General features: G+C 50.2%; 15 protein-coding genes, 1 tRNA gene and 1 pseudogene. 6 read left to right on the top strand and 11 right to left on the bottom strand.

Annotated elements, in window-relative coordinates; translation table 11 throughout:
- Nucleotides 1-113 precede the first annotated feature (113 nt).
- The gene (locus tag FN808_RS00085) at nt 114-2270 is read left to right on the top strand and encodes an outer membrane protein assembly factor BamB family protein (RefSeq protein ID WP_142712508.1); all 2157 of its coding nucleotides are present in this window, start codon (nt 114-116) and stop codon (nt 2268-2270) included.
- Between the two features lie 10 nt (nt 2271-2280).
- Here the strand turns inward: FN808_RS00085 and FN808_RS00080 are convergent, their stop codons facing one another.
- Nucleotides 2281-3150 (bottom strand): fructosamine kinase family protein, encoded by an 870-nt coding sequence (locus tag FN808_RS00080; protein ID WP_142712507.1) that lies wholly within the window; start codon nt 3148-3150, stop codon nt 2281-2283.
- Nucleotides 3147-3665, bottom strand: a complete 519-nt coding sequence (locus FN808_RS00075) for a low molecular weight protein-tyrosine-phosphatase (protein ID WP_185958166.1) — start codon at nt 3663-3665, stop codon at nt 3147-3149. The genes FN808_RS00080 and FN808_RS00075 overlap by 4 nt, the downstream gene beginning before the upstream one ends.
- A gap of 307 nt (nt 3666-3972) precedes the next feature.
- On the opposite strand from FN808_RS00075, the gene ileS reads away from it, so the two are divergent.
- From ileS to FN808_RS00060, 3 genes are read left to right on the top strand one after another with little or no spacing between them, the layout of a single operon-like run.
- Nucleotides 3973-7143 carry an isoleucine--tRNA ligase gene (gene ileS / locus FN808_RS00070; RefSeq protein ID WP_142712506.1) on the top strand — a complete coding sequence of 1057 codons (3171 nt, stop codon included), beginning with the start codon at nt 3973-3975 and terminating at the stop codon, nt 7141-7143.
- Nucleotides 7144-7160: 17 nt separating this feature from the next.
- Nucleotides 7161-7571 (top strand): TraR/DksA family transcriptional regulator, encoded by a 411-nt coding sequence (locus tag FN808_RS00065; RefSeq protein ID WP_142712505.1) that lies wholly within the window; start codon nt 7161-7163, stop codon nt 7569-7571.
- A 30-nt stretch (nt 7572-7601) separates the two neighbouring features.
- Nucleotides 7602-8231 carry a signal peptidase II gene (locus FN808_RS00060; RefSeq protein ID WP_142712504.1) on the top strand — a complete coding sequence of 210 codons (630 nt, stop codon included), beginning with the start codon at nt 7602-7604 and terminating at the stop codon, nt 8229-8231.
- Between the two features lie 174 nt (nt 8232-8405).
- On the opposite strand, the gene FN808_RS19305 is transcribed toward FN808_RS00060, so the two are convergent.
- From FN808_RS19305 to FN808_RS00015, 9 genes are all read right to left on the bottom strand, one after another.
- Nucleotides 8406-8630 carry a RagB/SusD family nutrient uptake outer membrane protein gene (locus tag FN808_RS19305; RefSeq protein ID WP_185958165.1) on the bottom strand — a complete coding sequence of 75 codons (225 nt, stop codon included), beginning with the start codon at nt 8628-8630 and terminating at the stop codon, nt 8406-8408.
- On the bottom strand, nt 8627-9007 hold the full coding sequence (locus FN808_RS19300) for a RagB/SusD family nutrient uptake outer membrane protein (protein WP_185958164.1): 381 nt from the start codon (nt 9005-9007) through the stop codon (nt 8627-8629). The genes FN808_RS19305 and FN808_RS19300 overlap by 4 nt, the downstream gene beginning before the upstream one ends.
- On the bottom strand, nt 8925-9866 hold the full coding sequence (locus FN808_RS00045) for a RagB/SusD family nutrient uptake outer membrane protein (RefSeq protein WP_142712501.1): 942 nt from the start codon (nt 9864-9866) through the stop codon (nt 8925-8927). Before FN808_RS00045 ends, FN808_RS19300 begins: the two co-directional genes overlap by 83 nt.
- A gap of 39 nt (nt 9867-9905) precedes the next feature.
- Entirely contained in the window at nt 9906-10319 is a 414-nt protein-coding gene (locus tag FN808_RS00040) for a hypothetical protein (protein ID WP_142712500.1), read from the bottom strand.
- 72 nt (nt 10320-10391) lie between these two features.
- Nucleotides 10392-11144, bottom strand: coding sequence for a TonB-dependent receptor domain-containing protein (locus tag FN808_RS00035; protein WP_142712499.1), 753 nt, complete (start codon nt 11142-11144; stop codon nt 10392-10394).
- Between the two features lie 48 nt (nt 11145-11192).
- Nucleotides 11193-12458 (bottom strand): bifunctional 3,4-dihydroxy-2-butanone-4-phosphate synthase/GTP cyclohydrolase II, encoded by a 1266-nt coding sequence (locus tag FN808_RS00030; protein WP_142712498.1) that lies wholly within the window; start codon nt 12456-12458, stop codon nt 11193-11195.
- 14 nt (nt 12459-12472) lie between these two features.
- Complete coding sequence (gene yajC / locus FN808_RS00025) at nt 12473-12784, bottom strand: preprotein translocase subunit YajC (protein WP_142712497.1); 312 nt, start codon at nt 12782-12784, stop codon at nt 12473-12475.
- A 242-nt stretch (nt 12785-13026) separates the two neighbouring features.
- On the bottom strand, nt 13027-15159 hold the full coding sequence (gene fadJ / locus FN808_RS00020) for a fatty acid oxidation complex subunit alpha FadJ (protein WP_142712496.1): 2133 nt from the start codon (nt 15157-15159) through the stop codon (nt 13027-13029).
- Nucleotides 15160-15194: 35 nt separating this feature from the next.
- On the bottom strand, nt 15195-16505 hold the full coding sequence (locus FN808_RS00015; protein ID WP_142712495.1) for an acetyl-CoA C-acyltransferase: 1311 nt from the start codon (nt 16503-16505) through the stop codon (nt 15195-15197).
- Between the two features lie 176 nt (nt 16506-16681).
- Between FN808_RS00015 and FN808_RS00010 the strand changes: the two genes are divergently transcribed.
- Both FN808_RS00010 and FN808_RS00005 read left to right on the top strand, forming a co-directional pair.
- A tRNA-Val gene (locus FN808_RS00010) sits at nt 16682-16755 on the top strand.
- Between the two features lie 808 nt (nt 16756-17563).
- Nucleotides 17564-17686, top strand: a pseudogene (locus FN808_RS00005) (IS1595 family transposase); the annotation flags it as partial.

The following is a 17686-nucleotide window of genomic DNA, read 5'->3' as shown; positions in this document are numbered from 1 at the left end:
GGCGGGTGATTTATTTCAGACAGTAGCTTGGAAAGCCTCATGCCCCGGAGGGGGTGAGGCTTTTCCTGCTCTGTAATTACACTAACACAGGATATTGGAACAGGTGAGGGATTATGAGATATTTTCTTGTAGCATGTTGTATGGCAATGGGGTGGGGATGCGGTACAGACCATTCTGGGAATACGGATTGGAGCGTACGAGGGGGGGATAAAGCTCAGCAGCGCTATTCGGAACTGACACAGATCGATACGTCTAATGTGGACGATCTGGAAGTGGCGTGGACATACCGCACCGGAGATATTGAGAAGGACGCCTCAACTCAGATACAGACCAATCCCCTCGTTATTGACGGGATGCTCTTTGGGGTGTCACCCAAATTGAATGTTTTTGCACTGGACGCGGCGTCGGGCGAGGAAAAATGGAGGTTTGACCCTTTCACAGGAGCCGACAGCAGCCGTTCTTCCCATCGGAATCGAGGGCTGTCGTACTGGGAAGGTGGGGGAGAGGCCCGGATACTGTTTACGGCAGGTTCTTATCTTTACGCCCTCGATGCCCGCACCGGTGAGCTTATAGAGGAATTCGGAGAACAGGGGCGGGCGAGCCTCAAAGAGGGGCTGAGTGAACAATTCAGGGATTATTATGTGGTTGCTACTTCTCCTGGAACGATATATGGGAATCTGATCATCATCGGCTCACTTGTTTCGGAAGGTACAGACAGCGCTCCGGGCGATATCAAGGCCTATAATGTGAAAACCGGTGCCCTGGAATGGACTTTTCACACCATCCCGCGCCCGGGTGAATACGGCTACGACACCTGGGATGATCCGGAGGCCTGGAAAAAAATAGGCGGGGCCAACAGCTGGGCCGGGATGGCTCTCGATGAAGATCGGGGTGTCATTTATATACCGACCGGATCAGCCGCTCCCGACTTCTACGGAGGGGATCGAAAAGGCGCCAACCTGTTTGCCAATTCGCTGCTGGCCCTGGATGCCTCGACGGGAGAGCGTATCTGGCATTACCAGACGGTTCACCACGACCTGTGGGACCGTGACCTGCCGTCTCCTCCCACACTGGTTACCGTGGAGCACGAAGGAGAAAGGGTTGATGCGGTTGCCCAGCCCACCAAAACGGGCTTTGTTTTTTTATTTGACCGGGAAACGGGAGAGCCGCTCTTTGATATTAACGAAATCCCCGTTCCCGACAGTTCAACCCTGGAGGGCGAGGAGGTTTGGCCGACCCAGCCCGTACCCTCCAAGCCGGAACCTCTCATGCGACAGCAGATGAGTACCGACGACATAAATCCCTATGTTTCCGAGGAAGAGCAGGAGATCCTCCGGGAGAAACTGACGGGCCTTAGAAGTGACCATTTTTACGAGCCGCCCTCATTGCAGGGCACGCTTCAGTTCCCGGGCTTCGATGGCGGGGCTGAATGGGGCGGCAGTGCCTTTGATCCCCAGTCGGGGCTGTTGTATGTGAACACCAACGAGGTGCCCTGGATTCTTCAGATTATTGATACCCGCCCGGAGGAAGATACGGCAAACCCGTTGCCCCTATCGCAGGCAGTGGGTCGTGATGAATATATGTCTGCCTGTGTGGCCTGTCACGGTACCAATTTAAAGGGCAGTGGACGAAGTCCCTCTCTTATCGGGGTGGAGGACCGCCGGTCGCCCGAGGAGATACTGGCACTTATTAACAGCGGCAGGGGGATGATGCCCTCTTTCAGCCAGCTTCCTGAGGCTCGAAAAAAAGCAATCGTTAATTTTCTGATAAACAGGGAGCATTATGCCGTTGATATCAGCAGCGTGTCGGACAAGAAGGAAGTGACCGGCAATTCAGAGACGGCACGCTATATCTTGAACGGCTATCAAAAATTTCGAACCGAGGCCGGGTACCCGGCCATAAGCCCCCCCTGGGGCAGACTGAATGCCGTTGATTTGAATACGGGGGAGATTGCCTGGCAAATGCCGCTCGGTGAGTATCCTTCTCTTCGTGAGAAGGGGATTCCGGCCACGGGGACCGAAAATTATGGGGGACCGGTCGCGACGAAGGGGGGGGTTTTGTTTATTGCGGCCACCCTGGACAAGAAAATAAGGGCGTTTAACAAGGCAACCGGAGCTCTTTTATGGGAGGAAGAGCTGCCGTATGCCGGTTTTGCCACACCGGCTGTATATGAAGTGAATGGAAAGCAGTATGTGGTTATTGCCTGCGGGGGCGGCAAGCTTGGAGTGGAATCCGGCGATGCCTATGTCGCCTTTTCGCTGCCTGATTAACAAGAGAAAGCTAAAACTTTTGGACCATTGCTTCTACCTGGCGGGCATAGCTCCCCCCGAATAAATTGGTGTGTACCAGCAGGGGATAGAGGTTATAGATGGGTATTCGTTCTGAGAAGCCCGCCTCCAGGGGGTATTGAGCCTCATAGCCCCTGTAGAAGGCGCTCGGGAAGCCTCCAAACAGGTGAGTGAATGCCAGTTCCATCTCGCGGTGACCATAATAGACAGCCGGATCAAAAATGGTTGCCTCTCCCCCTTGGTCATAGAAATAATTTCCGCCCCAGAGATCCCCGTGCAGCAGGCTGGGAGGTTCAATGGGAAAGATAGCCGGCAGCTGGGAGAACATGGACTCGAAATGAGAGACCGTCTCAGAGCCAATCCTGGAGGCATCGGTCGCCATGCGGAGCTGTGGTTCTATTCGTTCTGCTATAAAGAAATCAAGCCATTCTTCGTGGCGGCAATTTGACTGTGGCAAACGACCGATATAGTTGTCGTGATCAAGGCCAAACTGTTGGTCCCGATGTTGGTGCAAGGTTGCCAGGGCCTTGCCAAAATGTTCTGCTGAATGGGGTTGCGAAGCCCCCTCACGGACAAACTCCTGGATCAGGAATCCGGTCCCTTCTTCAGTGGCCCCCGTCTCGAAGACGCGGGGAATACGAAGGGGCGTTTCGGCGGAGGCCAGTAGGTTCAGCCCCTTCTCCTCTTTGAGAAACATTTCAGGATCGGCACTGTGATTCCATTTTAAAAAATAGGTCGTCGCATCGTCAGAAAGAGTGACCCGGGCGGCCTGGTTGATGCTGCCACCCGAAAGGGGACGCGTCTGCTGGATCTTGATGCCCAGCTTTTGCCGTAGATATTGCAGCAGGGCGTCTGGTATCATGGCTCTGACTGAATATGGGGTTCCAGCTTATCAAGAAGCTGCGTGCAGCTGCGTTTTACGATCTGGAAGACATTTTCGAAGCCGTCAATTCCCCCGTAATAAGGGTCGGGGACCTGACCGTCTCCCGGCTGAGGGTCAAAGTCACGCATGCGGGCGATTTTTTCCAGATGTTTTTCCGAAGCCATCTGCTTCAGATTGGAAAGATTTTCGTTGTCCATGGCCAGAATGAGATCAAAATAATCCAAGTCGAATGGCTTGAAGCGTCGGGCTTTGGAATGAAGGGTGATGCCGTGCTTCCGAGCTGTCCGCTGGCTCTTGCTGTTGGCAGATTCCCCTTCATGGAAGGCGGAAGTCCCGGAGGAATCAATCTCAAAGAAGGGAGAAAGCCCCCGTTTCTCCACCTGATGTTGAAAAATGCCCTCCGCGGTGGGACTCCGGCAGATGTTTCCCAGGCAAACAAAACATACTTTGTAGTGATTTTCTTTGGTTATGGGGCGTTCGACAGGCAGATCCATGCGTGTTGGTCGTTCAAACAGTTAGAGGATTATTAGTGTTGAATAAAAGAAAGAGGATTTATTTTAAAGGTCCAACCCTATTTTATCAAATTCGAATTTGCAACTTTTCCGATCAATGCTTTTACTGGTTCGCTGCACGAGAAAAATCAGTTGCAAAATGTGATTTGATGGGCTAAGACTTGTATCTTTGAGGCTCATTTATATGGATAAACAGGTTATTTTTGAATGTTTAGCTGCGGGAAAGTGAGTAAAAAGTGGTATATTTACTGCTTTCAAAAAGCTAACTGAGTAGGCATAACGGTTTTTTATGAGTAAAAAGTTTGACGAAGTCAAAAAACTTAACTTTTCAAAGCTGGAGGTTGAGACCCTCAAGTGGTGGAAAGAGCATGATATTTTTGAGAAAAGTCTTTCTAGCCGTGAGGAGGGGATTCCCTTTACGTTTTATGAGGGACCGCCCACAGCCAACGGGAAACCGGGTATCCATCATGTTATGGCGCGGACGGTTAAAGACATGTTCTGCCGCTACAAGACCCTGAAAGGTTATCGCGTGGAACGAAAAGGAGGATGGGACACCCACGGACTTCCGGTGGAGATTGAAGTGGAGAAAGAGCTGGGGCTCGAAGGACGTGCACAGGTAGAAGACTATGGGGTAGCTGAATATAATGCAAGGTGTCGAAAGAGCGTCCTGAAGTATAAGGATCTGTGGGATAAGCTGACCCGGCGTATGGCGTACTGGGTGGACCTTGACGATCCCTATATTACCTTTGACAATGACTATATTGAATCGGTCTGGTGGGCCTTTAAAACACTCTATGAGAAGGGGTTGGTTTACAAGGGATATAAGATTCAATGGTATTCTCCGGGCAGTGGCACCGTACTTTCTTCGCATGAAGTGAGTTTGGGCTATGAGGAGACGCAGGATCCTTCCATTTTTGTGAAATTCAAAGTGCAGATGGCCGATGACGTATACTTTGTGGCCTGGACGACGACTCCCTGGACCATTATCTCAAATATGGCCCTGGCAGTGAATCCCGCCTTGGACTATGCCAAGATCAAGCTTTCTGAAGGAGATCGTACCGAGTATTATATCCTCGCAAAAGACTGCATCGATGACGTTATTGATCATGAGTATGAAATTGTAGAAGAGTTCAAGGGCGATGAACTGGTCGGATGGACCTATGATCCGGTCTTTGATTACGCGCTGCAGGAATACGACAAGGAAGATGCCTGGCGAGTGATTCCGGCTGATTATGTCACAACCGAGGAGGGTACGGGCGTTGTGCATACAGCCCCTGCTTTTGGCGCGGATGACTATGAAACCGGTCAGAAGAATAATATCCCGATGTTCAATCCCATCGATGAGGATGGAAAGTTTACGGATGTGGTCCCGGATTTTGAGGGAGAGTGGTTCAAGGACGCCGATAAGGGCATAGCCCGTGCGATAAAGGACAAACATTTGATGTACAAGCACGAGACCTATCTGCACAACTATCCCTTTGACTGGCGCAAGGGCACCCCGTTGATGTCGTACCCGGTGGAATCTTGGTTTGTCAAAACCACCGATGTGAAGGATAAGATGGTCAGCTCAAACAAGACTATTAACTGGAAACCCGAAAGTACGGGTAGCGGGCGGTTTGGAACATGGCTGGAAAATAATGTAGACTGGGCCGTATCCCGGCAGCGCTACTGGGGATCTCCCATCCCGATTTGGATCAGTGACGAAAATCCTGATCATATAGAGGTGATCGGCAGTATCGAAGAACTCAGGAAAAAGGCCGGCCTGTCCGATGATGAGGAACTTGATCTGCACCGTCCCTATATTGATGAAATTACCTGGGAGGGGCCGGACGGCGGAACCATGCGGCGTATCCCCGACCTGTTGGATGTCTGGTTCGATTCCGGATCCATGCCGTTTGCACAGTGGCACTACCCCTTCGAAAACAAGGAAAAGTTCAAAGACAATTTTCCAGCTGATTTTATTGCTGAAGGTGTTGATCAGACCAGAGGGTGGTTCTATACGCTGCACGCCCTGGGGACAATGCTGTTCGACCAGCCGGCCTATAAGAATGTCGTGGCCAATGGACTGGTGCTTGATGAGAATGGCAATAAAATGAGCAAGTCCAAGGGCAACGCAGTAGAGCCGTTCGAGGTAATTCAGAAATATGGTGCCGACACGGTGCGCTGGTATATGATGAGTAATTCATCGCCCTGGGAGAATCTCAAGTTCAGTGAAGACGGGCTCCGGGAAACCCAGCGGAAGTTTTTTAATACTATTGTCAATACCTATTCGTTTTTTGCGATGTATGCAAACATCGATGAGTTTACCTATTCGGGGACGCCGATACCGGTGGGTGACCGCGTGGAGATGGATCGGTGGGTTATCTCGCGTCTTAACACCACGGTTAAACTGGTTGATGAGTATCTGGATGCCTATGAGCCGACAAAAGCGGCCCGTGCTATCGAAAATTTTGTGGAAGAACTCAGCAACTGGTATGTGCGCCGGAATCGTCGCCGTTTTTGGAAAGAGGGTAAAAGCCTGGACAAGGCGGCAGCCTATCAGACCCTGTACGAGTGTTTGCTGGATCTGGCCAAACTGATCAGTCCCATAGCACCTTTCTTGGGTGAATGGCTGTACCAGCGGCTCAACAAGGTCACCGGACAAGACGAGGAGTCGGTTCACATCTCCTTCTATCCGACGGTCGAAGAGACCGCTATTGACAAACAGTTGGAACACCGTATGGAACTGGCCCAGCAAATATCCTCAATGGTGCTCAGCCTCCGGAACAAGATAGAGATCAATGTCCGACAGCCACTGGAGCGCATTATTTTGCCCATTGAGAATGAAGATGAGCGTCATGCTGTAGAATCGGTAAAGAGCATCATTCTCGATGAGGTGAATGTAAAGGAAATAGAGTTTGTAGATGATGATTCCGGTATCGTTCACAAGACGGCCAAGCCCAATTATCCCAAACTCGGCAGTAAGCTCGGGGCTAAAATGAAACCGGTGGCTGCCAAGGTAAGTGAGCTTACCACCGAGGAGATAAGTGCATTTGAAGAAACGGGCTCCATTGAGCTGGATCTCGGTGAGAATGGCATCGTACAGCTGGGTGAAGATGCCCTGGAGATCAACCGTACGGGCCTCGAAGGCTGGTCGGTGGAAACCGAAAAGGGATTGAGTGTGGCTCTGGATACCGAGTTGAGCCCAGAACTGGTTCAGGAAGGGCTGGCCCGGGAGTTTGTTAATCGTATTCAAAATATGCGTAAAGAGGCTGATTTTGAAGTCGTGGATCGCATAACCATTGGATTTGAAGGGTCTGGTCAGCTCGAGGAGGCCGTAGGATCGATGAAAGAATATATCAAAAGTGAAACACTCGCAGAGGATATTGTATTACATAAACTTGAGGTATCAGATTTTGTGAAAACCTGGGAAATTGGAGATGAGGAATCAACAATTTCCATCAGAAGAAACCCTAACTAAGTAAAAGAGTGGCTACTATGGCAGCTGAAGAGAAGGAACAAATTGAAAATGAGGACCGTGTAAGTCCTTACACCGATGAGGAATTAGAATATTTCAGGGAGATTATCGAACGTAAGCGCGAAGAGGCACAGAATGAGCTTGAATCGCTTCAAAGTTCTCTGCGCGACAGCATGGAGAATGCCAATGATGAATCAGCTTATTCATTTCATATGGCCGATGCCGGAACGGATGCGCAGGAGCGTGAGAAGACCTACATGTTGTTCAATCGTACCAAGAAGTTTCTTCGGTACCTGGATGGCGCCCTTGAGCGGATTGACAACAAGACCTATGGAATATGCAAGGTAACTGGCAAGAAAATTGCTAAAGGGCGTCTTGAGGCTGTGCCGCATACCCAGCTGAGTATCGAGGCCAAGCTAAAGCGTCGTTAATTCGAAGAATAACGTTTAATCCTTTTTTGTTTGGATAGTAAAAGAATTGCGACTCTTTCGGTTCCCATTGTCGTTGTTGTTATTATAGACCAGTTGACCAAACACTGGATTCGCCTTTCTCCCGAATGGCATAACTGGGAGGTAATTCCCGGCTGGTTGGCATTTCACTATACCCAAAATCCGGGTATGGCCCTGGGGATGCGCTGGGCCTCTACAGAGGTTATCAGCATGATAGCGATAATAGCAACACTGGGTATTTTAGGCTACGTTGTATATAACCGGAATAATGCCAACCTGGGGTACCTTTTATGCATGGGACTCATTTTGGGCGGAGCCATTGGAAATATCATTGATCGGCTGCTGATGGCACAAATTGAGCAGTATGGCGGGGTTCTGGAAGGACATGTAGTAGACTTTATCCATTTTAATCTAGAGATCAGCGGCTACCCTGTGTTCCCCTACATCTTCAATGTAGCCGATATTGCTATTAGCGTAGCTATTATTTCCATGCTGCTATTTCACAAGAAGGTTATGCCGGTGGAACCGCAATCTGCAGCCGAGGAAGGACTACAGCCCGAAAGCTTGTCTTCCCAGCCGACAACGGCAAGTCGGTCTTCTGAGCAGGAAGTCTCAGGTTCAGACCGTGAACAGCCACAGTAGCGGGCTACCCCACAGGCCTTCACTGGAGACTGGCTAGGCGCATATTCCCCGGCACAGCCACTCCCCCTCGCCAGGAATTGCATTTCTTCAGCGGCAGTCGACATGTAGATTCAGATGACAGCTGAGATGACAAGGTCCGCCGCAGGTTTGGGTTGCCTTATGTTTAGTATATGTTTAGTAGTCTGGGTTTTGCTGCCATTCGCTGTTGAGTTCAAGCTCAATTTGCGGGATGGGAAACAAGCGATTTTTTTCCTGGATATTCTTACCGTCTTTTCGTATTTCATCCAGCAGGCGCCCGGTCCGTTTCAAGTCGAACCAGCGTTTTCCCTCCCCGGCCAGCTCCCAGTGACGCTCGCGCCAGACGGCTTCCCGAAATGCGGATTGTCCCAGCTCCGTCAAATCAGGAAGAATACCAGGGGGTGATCGTGGCGCGCCCGTTCCCGCACCTTGTTGACAGCTGCATAGGCCTCTGGTGTGGGCCCGCTGTTGGCTTCGTTTGCTGCTTCGGCGTAGATAAGCAAAACTTCCGCATAACGGAACAAGGGAAAATTAACGCTGGATCTTTTCGCATTGGTCTGACCCGGGTCGTGATATTTAAAAAAGTGTGGTTCAAAGCTCACCGTCGTACTGTCCTCCGGGAAGGTCCATTCGGTAAAGAAATTGACCTCTTTGCGATAATCTTCCGGGTATTCTTCATAGTATTTCCTTTCGGGAAAAATGGCCCCGAAGCTGGAGCCGCCCCCGGCCACCGATCGCCCCCCCGGTTTTACGTGCATTAGGTGCAGTATAGGTCCAGAATTGTCCCTGTTTCCCGGCATTCTGATCTCCCGCATGAAACTGAATGGAAAATATGTGTTCTTTCCCGTTTTCATATTGCGGCATAAATACGTGGGCATAATCTTCGAACAGGGCATAGGTACCCGAATCCATAACCTCCCTGGCTTTGTCGGCGGCCTGTTGCCATTGCTCGCGGGTCAGGTATACTTTTGCGAGCAGGATCTTGGCAGCGCCAGCGGTTGCCCGGCCCTGGTTGTCGGCGCCATAGGAGACAGGCAAAACCTGTTCGGCTTTTTTAAGGTCCCGGATAATTTGGGCATAGACGCTGTCGACGGGGGCCCGGGCTTTGTTCACATCTTTAAAACTTTCGGTTTCACGGGTGATAACGGGTACTTTGCCATACATGCGCACGAGATTAAAATAGGCAAGCGCCCGCAGTAACTGAGCCTCACCTACGATACGGTCTCTCAGATTATCATTCATATCAATATCGGGCACATTATCGGTTACCGCATTGGCCCGATTCACAATCTGGAATGAGGCCCGCCACCAGGCTGAGGTAATGGAATTGAGCTCTGTCAGGGAGTATTCGTCAATAGCTAGCCGTTCAGCATTGGCTCCGAACGGGCGTGCCTGGTCTGATGCATTTGCCAGGATATACATGACCCCGTTCATGTTGTAGAGATCATTGGTGCCCAGACGCTCGTAGACGCTGTATATGGCGGCAACGGCATCCTCTTCGTTTTCATAGAGATTCTCCGGCGCGAGAGTGTCTTCCGGCCTGTTGTTCAGGAATTGGTCCATACAGCCCGTCAAGATGAACATGAATAACAGTACAAGTGTTCTGATAGCTTTCATTGCAATAATTTTTAGGGGAAGAAATTTCCATTTGATCTTCTAAAATCCAAGCTTAACACCCATAAGGTAGGTTCTGGCTTTGGGATAGGTACCGTAATCAGCGCCCATATTTCCCAGGTTATTATAGCTGCTCACTTCAGGGTCATAGCCACTGTAGCTGGTCAGCGTAAAGAGGTTTTGCCCGCTGATATACAACCGCAGCGATCGGTTTCCAAAGCGCTGCACCCAGCTTACGGGCAGGGTGTATCCAAGGGTAATAATCTTGAGCCGAAGATAGGACCCATCCTCGATAAGACGACTCGAAATGGCCCGCATGGCTGTTTGTGAGGCACTGTTTCGCTGTCGGCTGGCCCGCGGAACATCAGTCTGCGGATTGTCTGGGGTCCACCGGTCCAGCACATCAGTTGTTTGATTGGTGTAGCCGCGCAGGCTCTCCAGTCGAAGGGTATTCATATTTAAAATATCATGACCATAGGAGCCCTGGAAAAAAGCTCAGATCAAAACCTTTGAAGTAGAAGTCGCTGGTCAAACCGAATATAAAATCGGGAAAGGCATTGCCAATAATGGTCTGATCATTGGCATCGATCTGTCCGTCGGGCATGCCTTCGGGGCCGCCGATATCTGCAAGGTAGGGGTCGCCGGGCCGGGCTGAAGAGGACGCTGTAGCCGAATGGTTGATTTCCTGCTCATTGTTGTATATCCCCCCCCATATTCATACCCATAAAAGGCTCCCAGGGATCTACCTTCCTGAATGATTCGAAAACTTTGACCGCTGGCATAGGAGATGGGGGTCCCAACCAGCAGGGGTTCTCCGTCGGACAGGTTCAATACCTTGTTGCGATTTACGGTAAATTGAAGGCCCGTTGACCATGAAAGGGAAGAAGTCGCAATGTTCTGAGTAGTGAGCGACAGTTCCAGTCCCCGGTTTTCGGTGCTGCCAATATTATCAAGATACTGCGAGTAACCGGTATAGCGGGGAACACGGCGGATGAGCAGCAGGTCGCTTGTTTTTTTATAATAGGCGTCGCCAGTCAGGCTGAGCCGTTCATTGAACAGGTCAATATCCAAACCGATGTTGTACTGGGTCGTTTTTTCCCACTGCAGGTTCTTGTTGCCAAGGCTTGCGGGGGTAATGCCAACCGCCACCCGGTCGCCTAAAGTGACCTGTGAATTTCCGAGCTGGGCCAGGGCTGCATAGTTTCCAGGCAGGATATCAGCAGGTGTTATTGCCAGAGGAAGGAAGTGGAGGGGCAAAGGAGGCAGGCCGGGATCGGGCAAGAGATGGTACCGAAGGGAGGAAAAGAAGAATGGAAACCGATGTACTTTCTATTCTTCCGTTACAATACTGTCAATAAAATCGGGACTGTGAGGATCCAGTTCGTCGAGCTTCAGGTCATGGCCCATCTTGTCACGTTTGGTTTTGAGGTAGCGCACATTTTCAGGGTAGGCCCCCACTTCGATGGGAACCCGCTCTATCATTTCCAGCCCAAAGCTTTTCAGGCCCACCCGTTTTACCGGGTTGTTTGTCATCAGGCGCATCTTGGTAATGTTGAGCAGACGAAGTATCTGGGCTCCGACGCCGTAATCGCGGTGATCGGGCTCAAAGCCCAATGCTTCATTTGCTTCCACGGTGTCCATCCCCTCTTCCTGCAGCTTATACGCTTTCAGCTTATTGACCAGCCCGATGCCGCGTCCTTCCTGGTTCATATAAAGCACGACGCCCCGGCCTTCCTTCTCCACTTTCAGGAGGGCCTGGTGCAGTTGTTCTCCGCAGTCACATCGTTTGGAACCAAAAATATCACCGGTCATACAGGAACTGTGCACGCGGACCATGACGGGGTCGTCTTCTGCCCACTCGCCTTTGACAAGGGCCAGGTGATGATCACCGGTAAGCCGTTCTTCGAAGGCATGCAGGGTGAAGTCACCATAAATGGTGGGCAGATTGACTTCAACAACCTTGCGGACCAGCGATTCGTTTTCCATGCGATAGGCAATCAGATCCTTAATCGTAATCACCTTCATGTCAAATTCTTCAGCAAGCTTTACGAGATCTGGAATGCGGGCCATTGCCCCATTGTCTTTCATGATCTCGCAGATGATTCCCGCTGGTTTCAGACCGGCCATGCGGGCAAGATCAATAGCGGCTTCTGTATGTCCTGCACGCCGCAGCACACCGCCATTGACCCCGATAAGCGGGAAAATATGTCCGGGCCGCCGGAAGTCGCCGGGACGGGCGTCTTCTTTCATCAGTTCATTGATGGTATTGGCCCGGTCGGCTGCTGAAATTCCGGTCGTTGTCAATTCTTTGTGATCCACCGAAACGGTAAAAGCCGCTTCTTCGGGGTCGGCTCCCTCCGATACCATGTAGTCGAGGTTGAGGGCATAGGCTTTTTCGCGGGTGATAGGCACGCAGATAAGCCCGCGTCCGTATTTGGCCATGATATTGATGGCTTCGGGCGTAACCTTCTCGGCAGCCATAACAAAATCGCCTTCGTTTTCACGGTCTTCGTCATCCGCGACAATGACAATGCGACCTTGCTTGATATCCTCGATAGCAGATTCAATGCTATCGAACGTAATTTCACCGGACATAGTTGGAAAATCTGTTAATCATTCTGATTGGGGTTGACGTCCGTTATAGCGCTCTTCCTAAAGCGAGCCTTGACGCCACTGTCGATTTCGGCCAGAACAGTGTCCTCATCAACAGTTTTAACCTGAGCAATCATTCCGCCGGACGTTACAATTTTATCTCCTTTCTGGAGGTTATCAACCATTTTTTTTATCTCTTTCTGGCGCTGACTCTGGGGACGAATAATGAAAAAATAGAAAATGAGAAAAATAGCCCCCAGGAAAATAAGGTTCATCCATCCGGCCTGGTCCGGCGATCCCATTAGGAAAAAGGCTGCTGTATTAAACATGCAAGTATCAGTTAATTTGATGTCAATTGGTTAAGCTTCTAAAGATACCATTTTTGCGGACTTGCTCCAATTTTTAGGAAGGAACGGCCGGGTAGGGATTAGATATGAGGCCTCTGTATTGCGGAACGAATGAACCACGGGGCCAGACCAATAGCCTGGCTGGGGGCGTTTGTTGGAGGTTTATCTTCGGAGCAGCCTGCTAAATTAACCATGAGTATGCACGACGAAAAGCATAAGGTCAATCATGCCTGGTCGGGATGAAATTTTTTCCTGGCCGAAGCATAAGACTTGAGTATGTCGGCCGGTTTGAACCTTGGCCCCAGTCCTTGCTGATAGTTCTCCAGCCGTTCCACAATCAGGTCGGCGCCCACACGGTCTATGTACCGGAAAGGGCCGCCCAGAAAGGGGGGGAATCCCAGGCCGAGCACGGCTCCCAGGTCTCCGTCGGCAGGGTTGCGGAGAATGTCGTCCTGCAGGCACCAGGCCGCTTCATTAATCATCATGAGGGTCATACGCTGCTGTACCGTCTGGGCATCCATGGACGTGCGTTTGGGGCCTCCAAAAAAGCGGTAGATTTCGTTGTTGGGATCCTTCTTCTTAGTCTGGTTATCCTCTTCTTCGTAATGATAAAATCCCATTTTATTTTTCTTGCCCTTGTAGCCCTCTTCAAGGAGAGTGGTTGGCTTTTTACTGGGATTGAACCCCCGCTGGGCAAAGAGTTCGCCCAAAACTTCCGTAATATGGGCTGAAACGTCAATGCCTACCTCGTCAAACAGCGCCAGTGGTCCTACAGGGAAGCCAAACTGTTTCATATGATTGTCAAGCTCCTTGATTGCAATTCCCTCTTCGAGCAGCATAAGTGCTTCATTCATATAGGGTGCCAGAATGCGGGTCGTGTAAAAACCGGGTCCATCATTTACCACAATGACATGCTTGCCTTGCCGGATTCCCACTTCCCGGGCGGTGGCTGTAACCCAGTCGGCTGTTTGATCAGTGGTGATAATCTCCAGCAAGGGCATCTTAGGTACCGGTGAGAAGTAATGCATGCCGATTACCTGTCCGGGACGTTTTGCTGCTTCGGCAATCTTCCGAATAGGAAGAGAGGAGGTGTTGGAGGCAAAGATACCGTGTTCCGGCAGTACTTCTTCCACTTCCTGCAAAATCGACCGCTTCAGATCCAGATCCTCAAATACGGCCTCGATAACGAGGTCAGCTTTTTCAAATCCCTTGTAATCGGCGGTGGAGGTAATGAGGCTCGAAAGACGGTCGCGTTCAAAAGAGGAAATAATTCCCTTTTTTCGTTTTTTTTCCAGCCCCTTCCAAATATGCTTTTTCCCCTCCGCGGCCTGTTGTATTTCCTGATCTTTCAACAGGATACGGTATTCGCCTTTGGTTGCGCTTACATCGGCAATGCCTGAACCCATGAGACCAGCCCCCAGCACCCCTATCTTGTGAATGTCTGAAACCTGTTCCGAATTGGGATTTTTTTTGGCTGCCTGCATGGCAAAGAAGAGGTTGACCATCGCTTTGGATTCCGGCGTTGCCGCCAGTTCGCCAAAAAGTCTGGATTCCAGTTCCAATCCTCCCCGCATGCCGTTTTCATAGCCTTCCTCAACACAGTCTATGATTTTGGGAGGAGCGGGATAGTTGCCCCTGGTTTTGCTTCGGGTACGTTTTCGGGCCTGAGAATAGATAATCTTACGCAGGGGACTCAATCCCTCCATAAGCTGGTGAAGCAGGGATCGTTTGTCCTTGCGTTTAAATCTTTCCTTCCTGAGGGTACGGACAGCCTTTTTTGCGGCTTTCAGAATAGCATCTTTGTGAGTCAGTTCGTCAACCAGTCCCATCTTGTAGGCCTGACCCGGATATATATTCTTACCGGTCAGCAGGTAGGTAAGGGCATTTTGAATACCGATCAGGCGCGGCAGCCGCTGCGTGCCGCCACCGCCCGGCAGCAGGCCCAGTTGTACTTCAGGCTGCCCCATAGTCGTTTTGTCATGATCTGAAGCCACCCGGTAGTGACAGGCCATGGCTACTTCGAGGCCTCCTCCCATGCAGGAACCATGAATCGCCGCTACCACCGGCTTGTCGAAATGCTCGAGTTCGAGCAGCAGGTCATTTCCGCGGCGACTTAGATCCTCCACCTCTTTAGGAGCCTTTTTATTTTTCAGCATCTCCACGTCTGCCCCGGCAATAAAGTTGTTTTCCTTGCCGCTGGTCAATACTATCCCTTCAATATCCTGTTGGGCGGCCCGGGGCAATAACTCCTGGAATTCTGAAATGAGCTGTTCGTCCAGTTTGTTGACTTTCTCATCCGGCTGGTCCAGTGTAACAACAAGGATGTGATCCTGTTCTTCTGTCGATAGATAACTCATAGCATTATGCCCTGATAATTATGTTATTAGAAGGTCTAACCGTCATATCGTTCTATAATCATGGCGTGTCCCTGTCCACCAGCCGCACAAGCCGCAACCAATGCAATCTGTCCATCCTCGTGGTGCAAGCGGTTCGCAGCGGTGGTAACAAGCCGGGCTCCGGTGGCCCCGAAGGGATGGCCCAGGGAGAGAGAGCCTCCCCAGCAGTTAAATTTATCCATTGGTATTTCACCTACCTTCCGGCTGCGGTCGAGCTTTTTCCGGGCGAAGGCATCAGAATCCAGGGCCTTCAAAACGGTCAGTATCTGTCCGGCAAACGCTTCGTGGAATTCAAAAACATCAATATCGGACAGCGAAAGTCCCATGCGATCCAACACTTGCGGGGTAGCATAAGCGGGGCCCAGCAGCAGCTCATCTTCGGGATCCTGGGCCACAAAAGTATACTCGCGGAGGTAGGCCTTGGGAACAAGACCAAGCTCATGCGCCTTTGTTTCTTCCACAATAAGCGAAGCAGAAGCTCCATCGGTCAGAAAAGAGGAATTGCCGGCCGTAATGGTTCCGTGCGGCTTAATGAATGCCGGGGGTAGTTCTGCAAGCTTTTCCATGGAGGTATCTTCCCGAAAGCCGTTGTCTTGCACGAAGGTATCAAAATCGGGAGGGACGGCTGCGGGCAGAAGCTCGGGGGCCAGGAGCCCCTCCCGGGTAGCCTTGGCTGCCAGCTGGTGAGATCGCAGTGAATATTTATCCTGCGCTTTCCGACTGATGCCAAAATGGGCGGCCATTCGGTCGCAGCTCTCGCCCATGGTTTCACCCGTCGAGAATTCAGATATGGCAGGGACCTCGGGCAGAAGGTCAGAGGGTCTGAGTCCCTTGAAAAAGGAAAGCCAGTCGGACAGTGATTTATACTTTTGAGCATCCAGCAGTTTTCGTCGAAATTTGCGACGGAAGCGAATGGGGATGTCTGACATGGTTTCCGTACCGCCGGCCAGTACGACTTTGGCCTGACCCGTCCGGATGAGATTGACCGCCGATGAAATAGCCTGGTTAGAAGAGATGCACGCCTGGGTGACCGTATGAGCCGGGATGGAGTTGGGCAAACCGGCTCCCAGAGCCGATTCCCTGGCAATATTGCTGGTATTTACATCCTGGATGACACAGCCCATGATAATTTGGTCTATGTCCGATTCGTGGAGCGCCGAACGCCCTATTAGGCCTTCGATGGCCATGCGTCCCAGATCATAGGCCATTAATTTTTTATAACCAGTGCCTGAACGCTGGAAGGGGATGCGCCCACCGTCAACAATAACTGCTTCAAAGGGATAGGGGGTGATCGAGTTATTTGCCATAATTTCACCTTGCAAGTGAAGAGTCTTTTGAACTGCTAAGATGGTTGATAAATACGCATAAATCAAGGTAAGGTTAACATCGTTAAGTTAAAAGATGGAGTAAAAAAATTATGGAAGAGCAGAAATGTTTTTTTGTGAGATTCCAAAATATCCGTATATTTGTGCTCTCTAAAAACGGGCGATTAACTCAGCGGTTTAGAGTGCTTCCCTTACAAGGAAGAAGTCGCAGGTTCGAATCCTGCATCGCCCACTTTCATCCCTGTGAAACCTTGGTTTTGCAGGGATTTTTTATTTTCGGCCCAACTGTAAACAACCAGTGGGGGAGCCTTTATGCCCGTCCTGTATTCTTAGAGAGGGTTTCTGGAATGTTGTTCCATGCCTTTTCATGCTTCTTGTCTGCTGGTTGCTTTGGCAATGTCAAAAAGTAAATGCCCGGAGGGCTGCTGGCTAATTTGTCAGCGGTAAGACTCCTCTTTTATCAGTTTTTACCGAGATTATTTCTGTCAGCAGGCAATCGATATTTTCTATGATCTTCATCATATTTGTGTGTTGGCAACATATAATATGCGTATTAAATTGCGTGTAGAAAACACATAGTTGGAAGCCAATTGATTTCTCATGGAATACGCATCTTATGAAAATGCATGGACCATCGCTGTTTTACAACGCAGCATCAGGCGGGCTAATTAATGATACCGACAAAGCGGTGGAGATACTTACACGGACAGCGGATTACATTCCAGAGGCATGCATGCAATGAAATTATTGGCCGGATGTCTCCCGCCTTCTGGATCGCCTTTAAAAACTGGATTTGATCTATCGAACCAAATCAGAAAAAGACCGCGGGCTTTCCATTGGCTAAATATTGAATAAGGGGATCAAGCTGCTGGATGAAATGGATCCCGAATTCAGCAAAGTTTCTCAAGGTTATACTCGGGGAATTCCGGAGGATGATTTGGAAAAAATATCTAAAATCTGCAATGGGGTGCTTCACAATATTTAATAGGGGTCTTATGAAGTATAGCATGTTATAAAAGTTTGTAACATATTGCTATACAATGAATAACAAGTATTACAAGCGTTCAAGAATTTCTGAGGCCAAATTTCGGCATTTAATTCGATGTTTTTCGTTGGATTTAACCGCGAGTGAAACGGCCGAATTGACCGGAATTTCGTTGCGC

Source organism: Fodinibius sediminis (assembly GCF_900182555.1).
Classification (GTDB): domain Bacteria; phylum Bacteroidota; class Rhodothermia; order Balneolales; family Balneolaceae; genus Fodinibius; species Fodinibius sediminis.
This window is presented reverse-complemented; position numbering and strand designations above follow the sequence as displayed.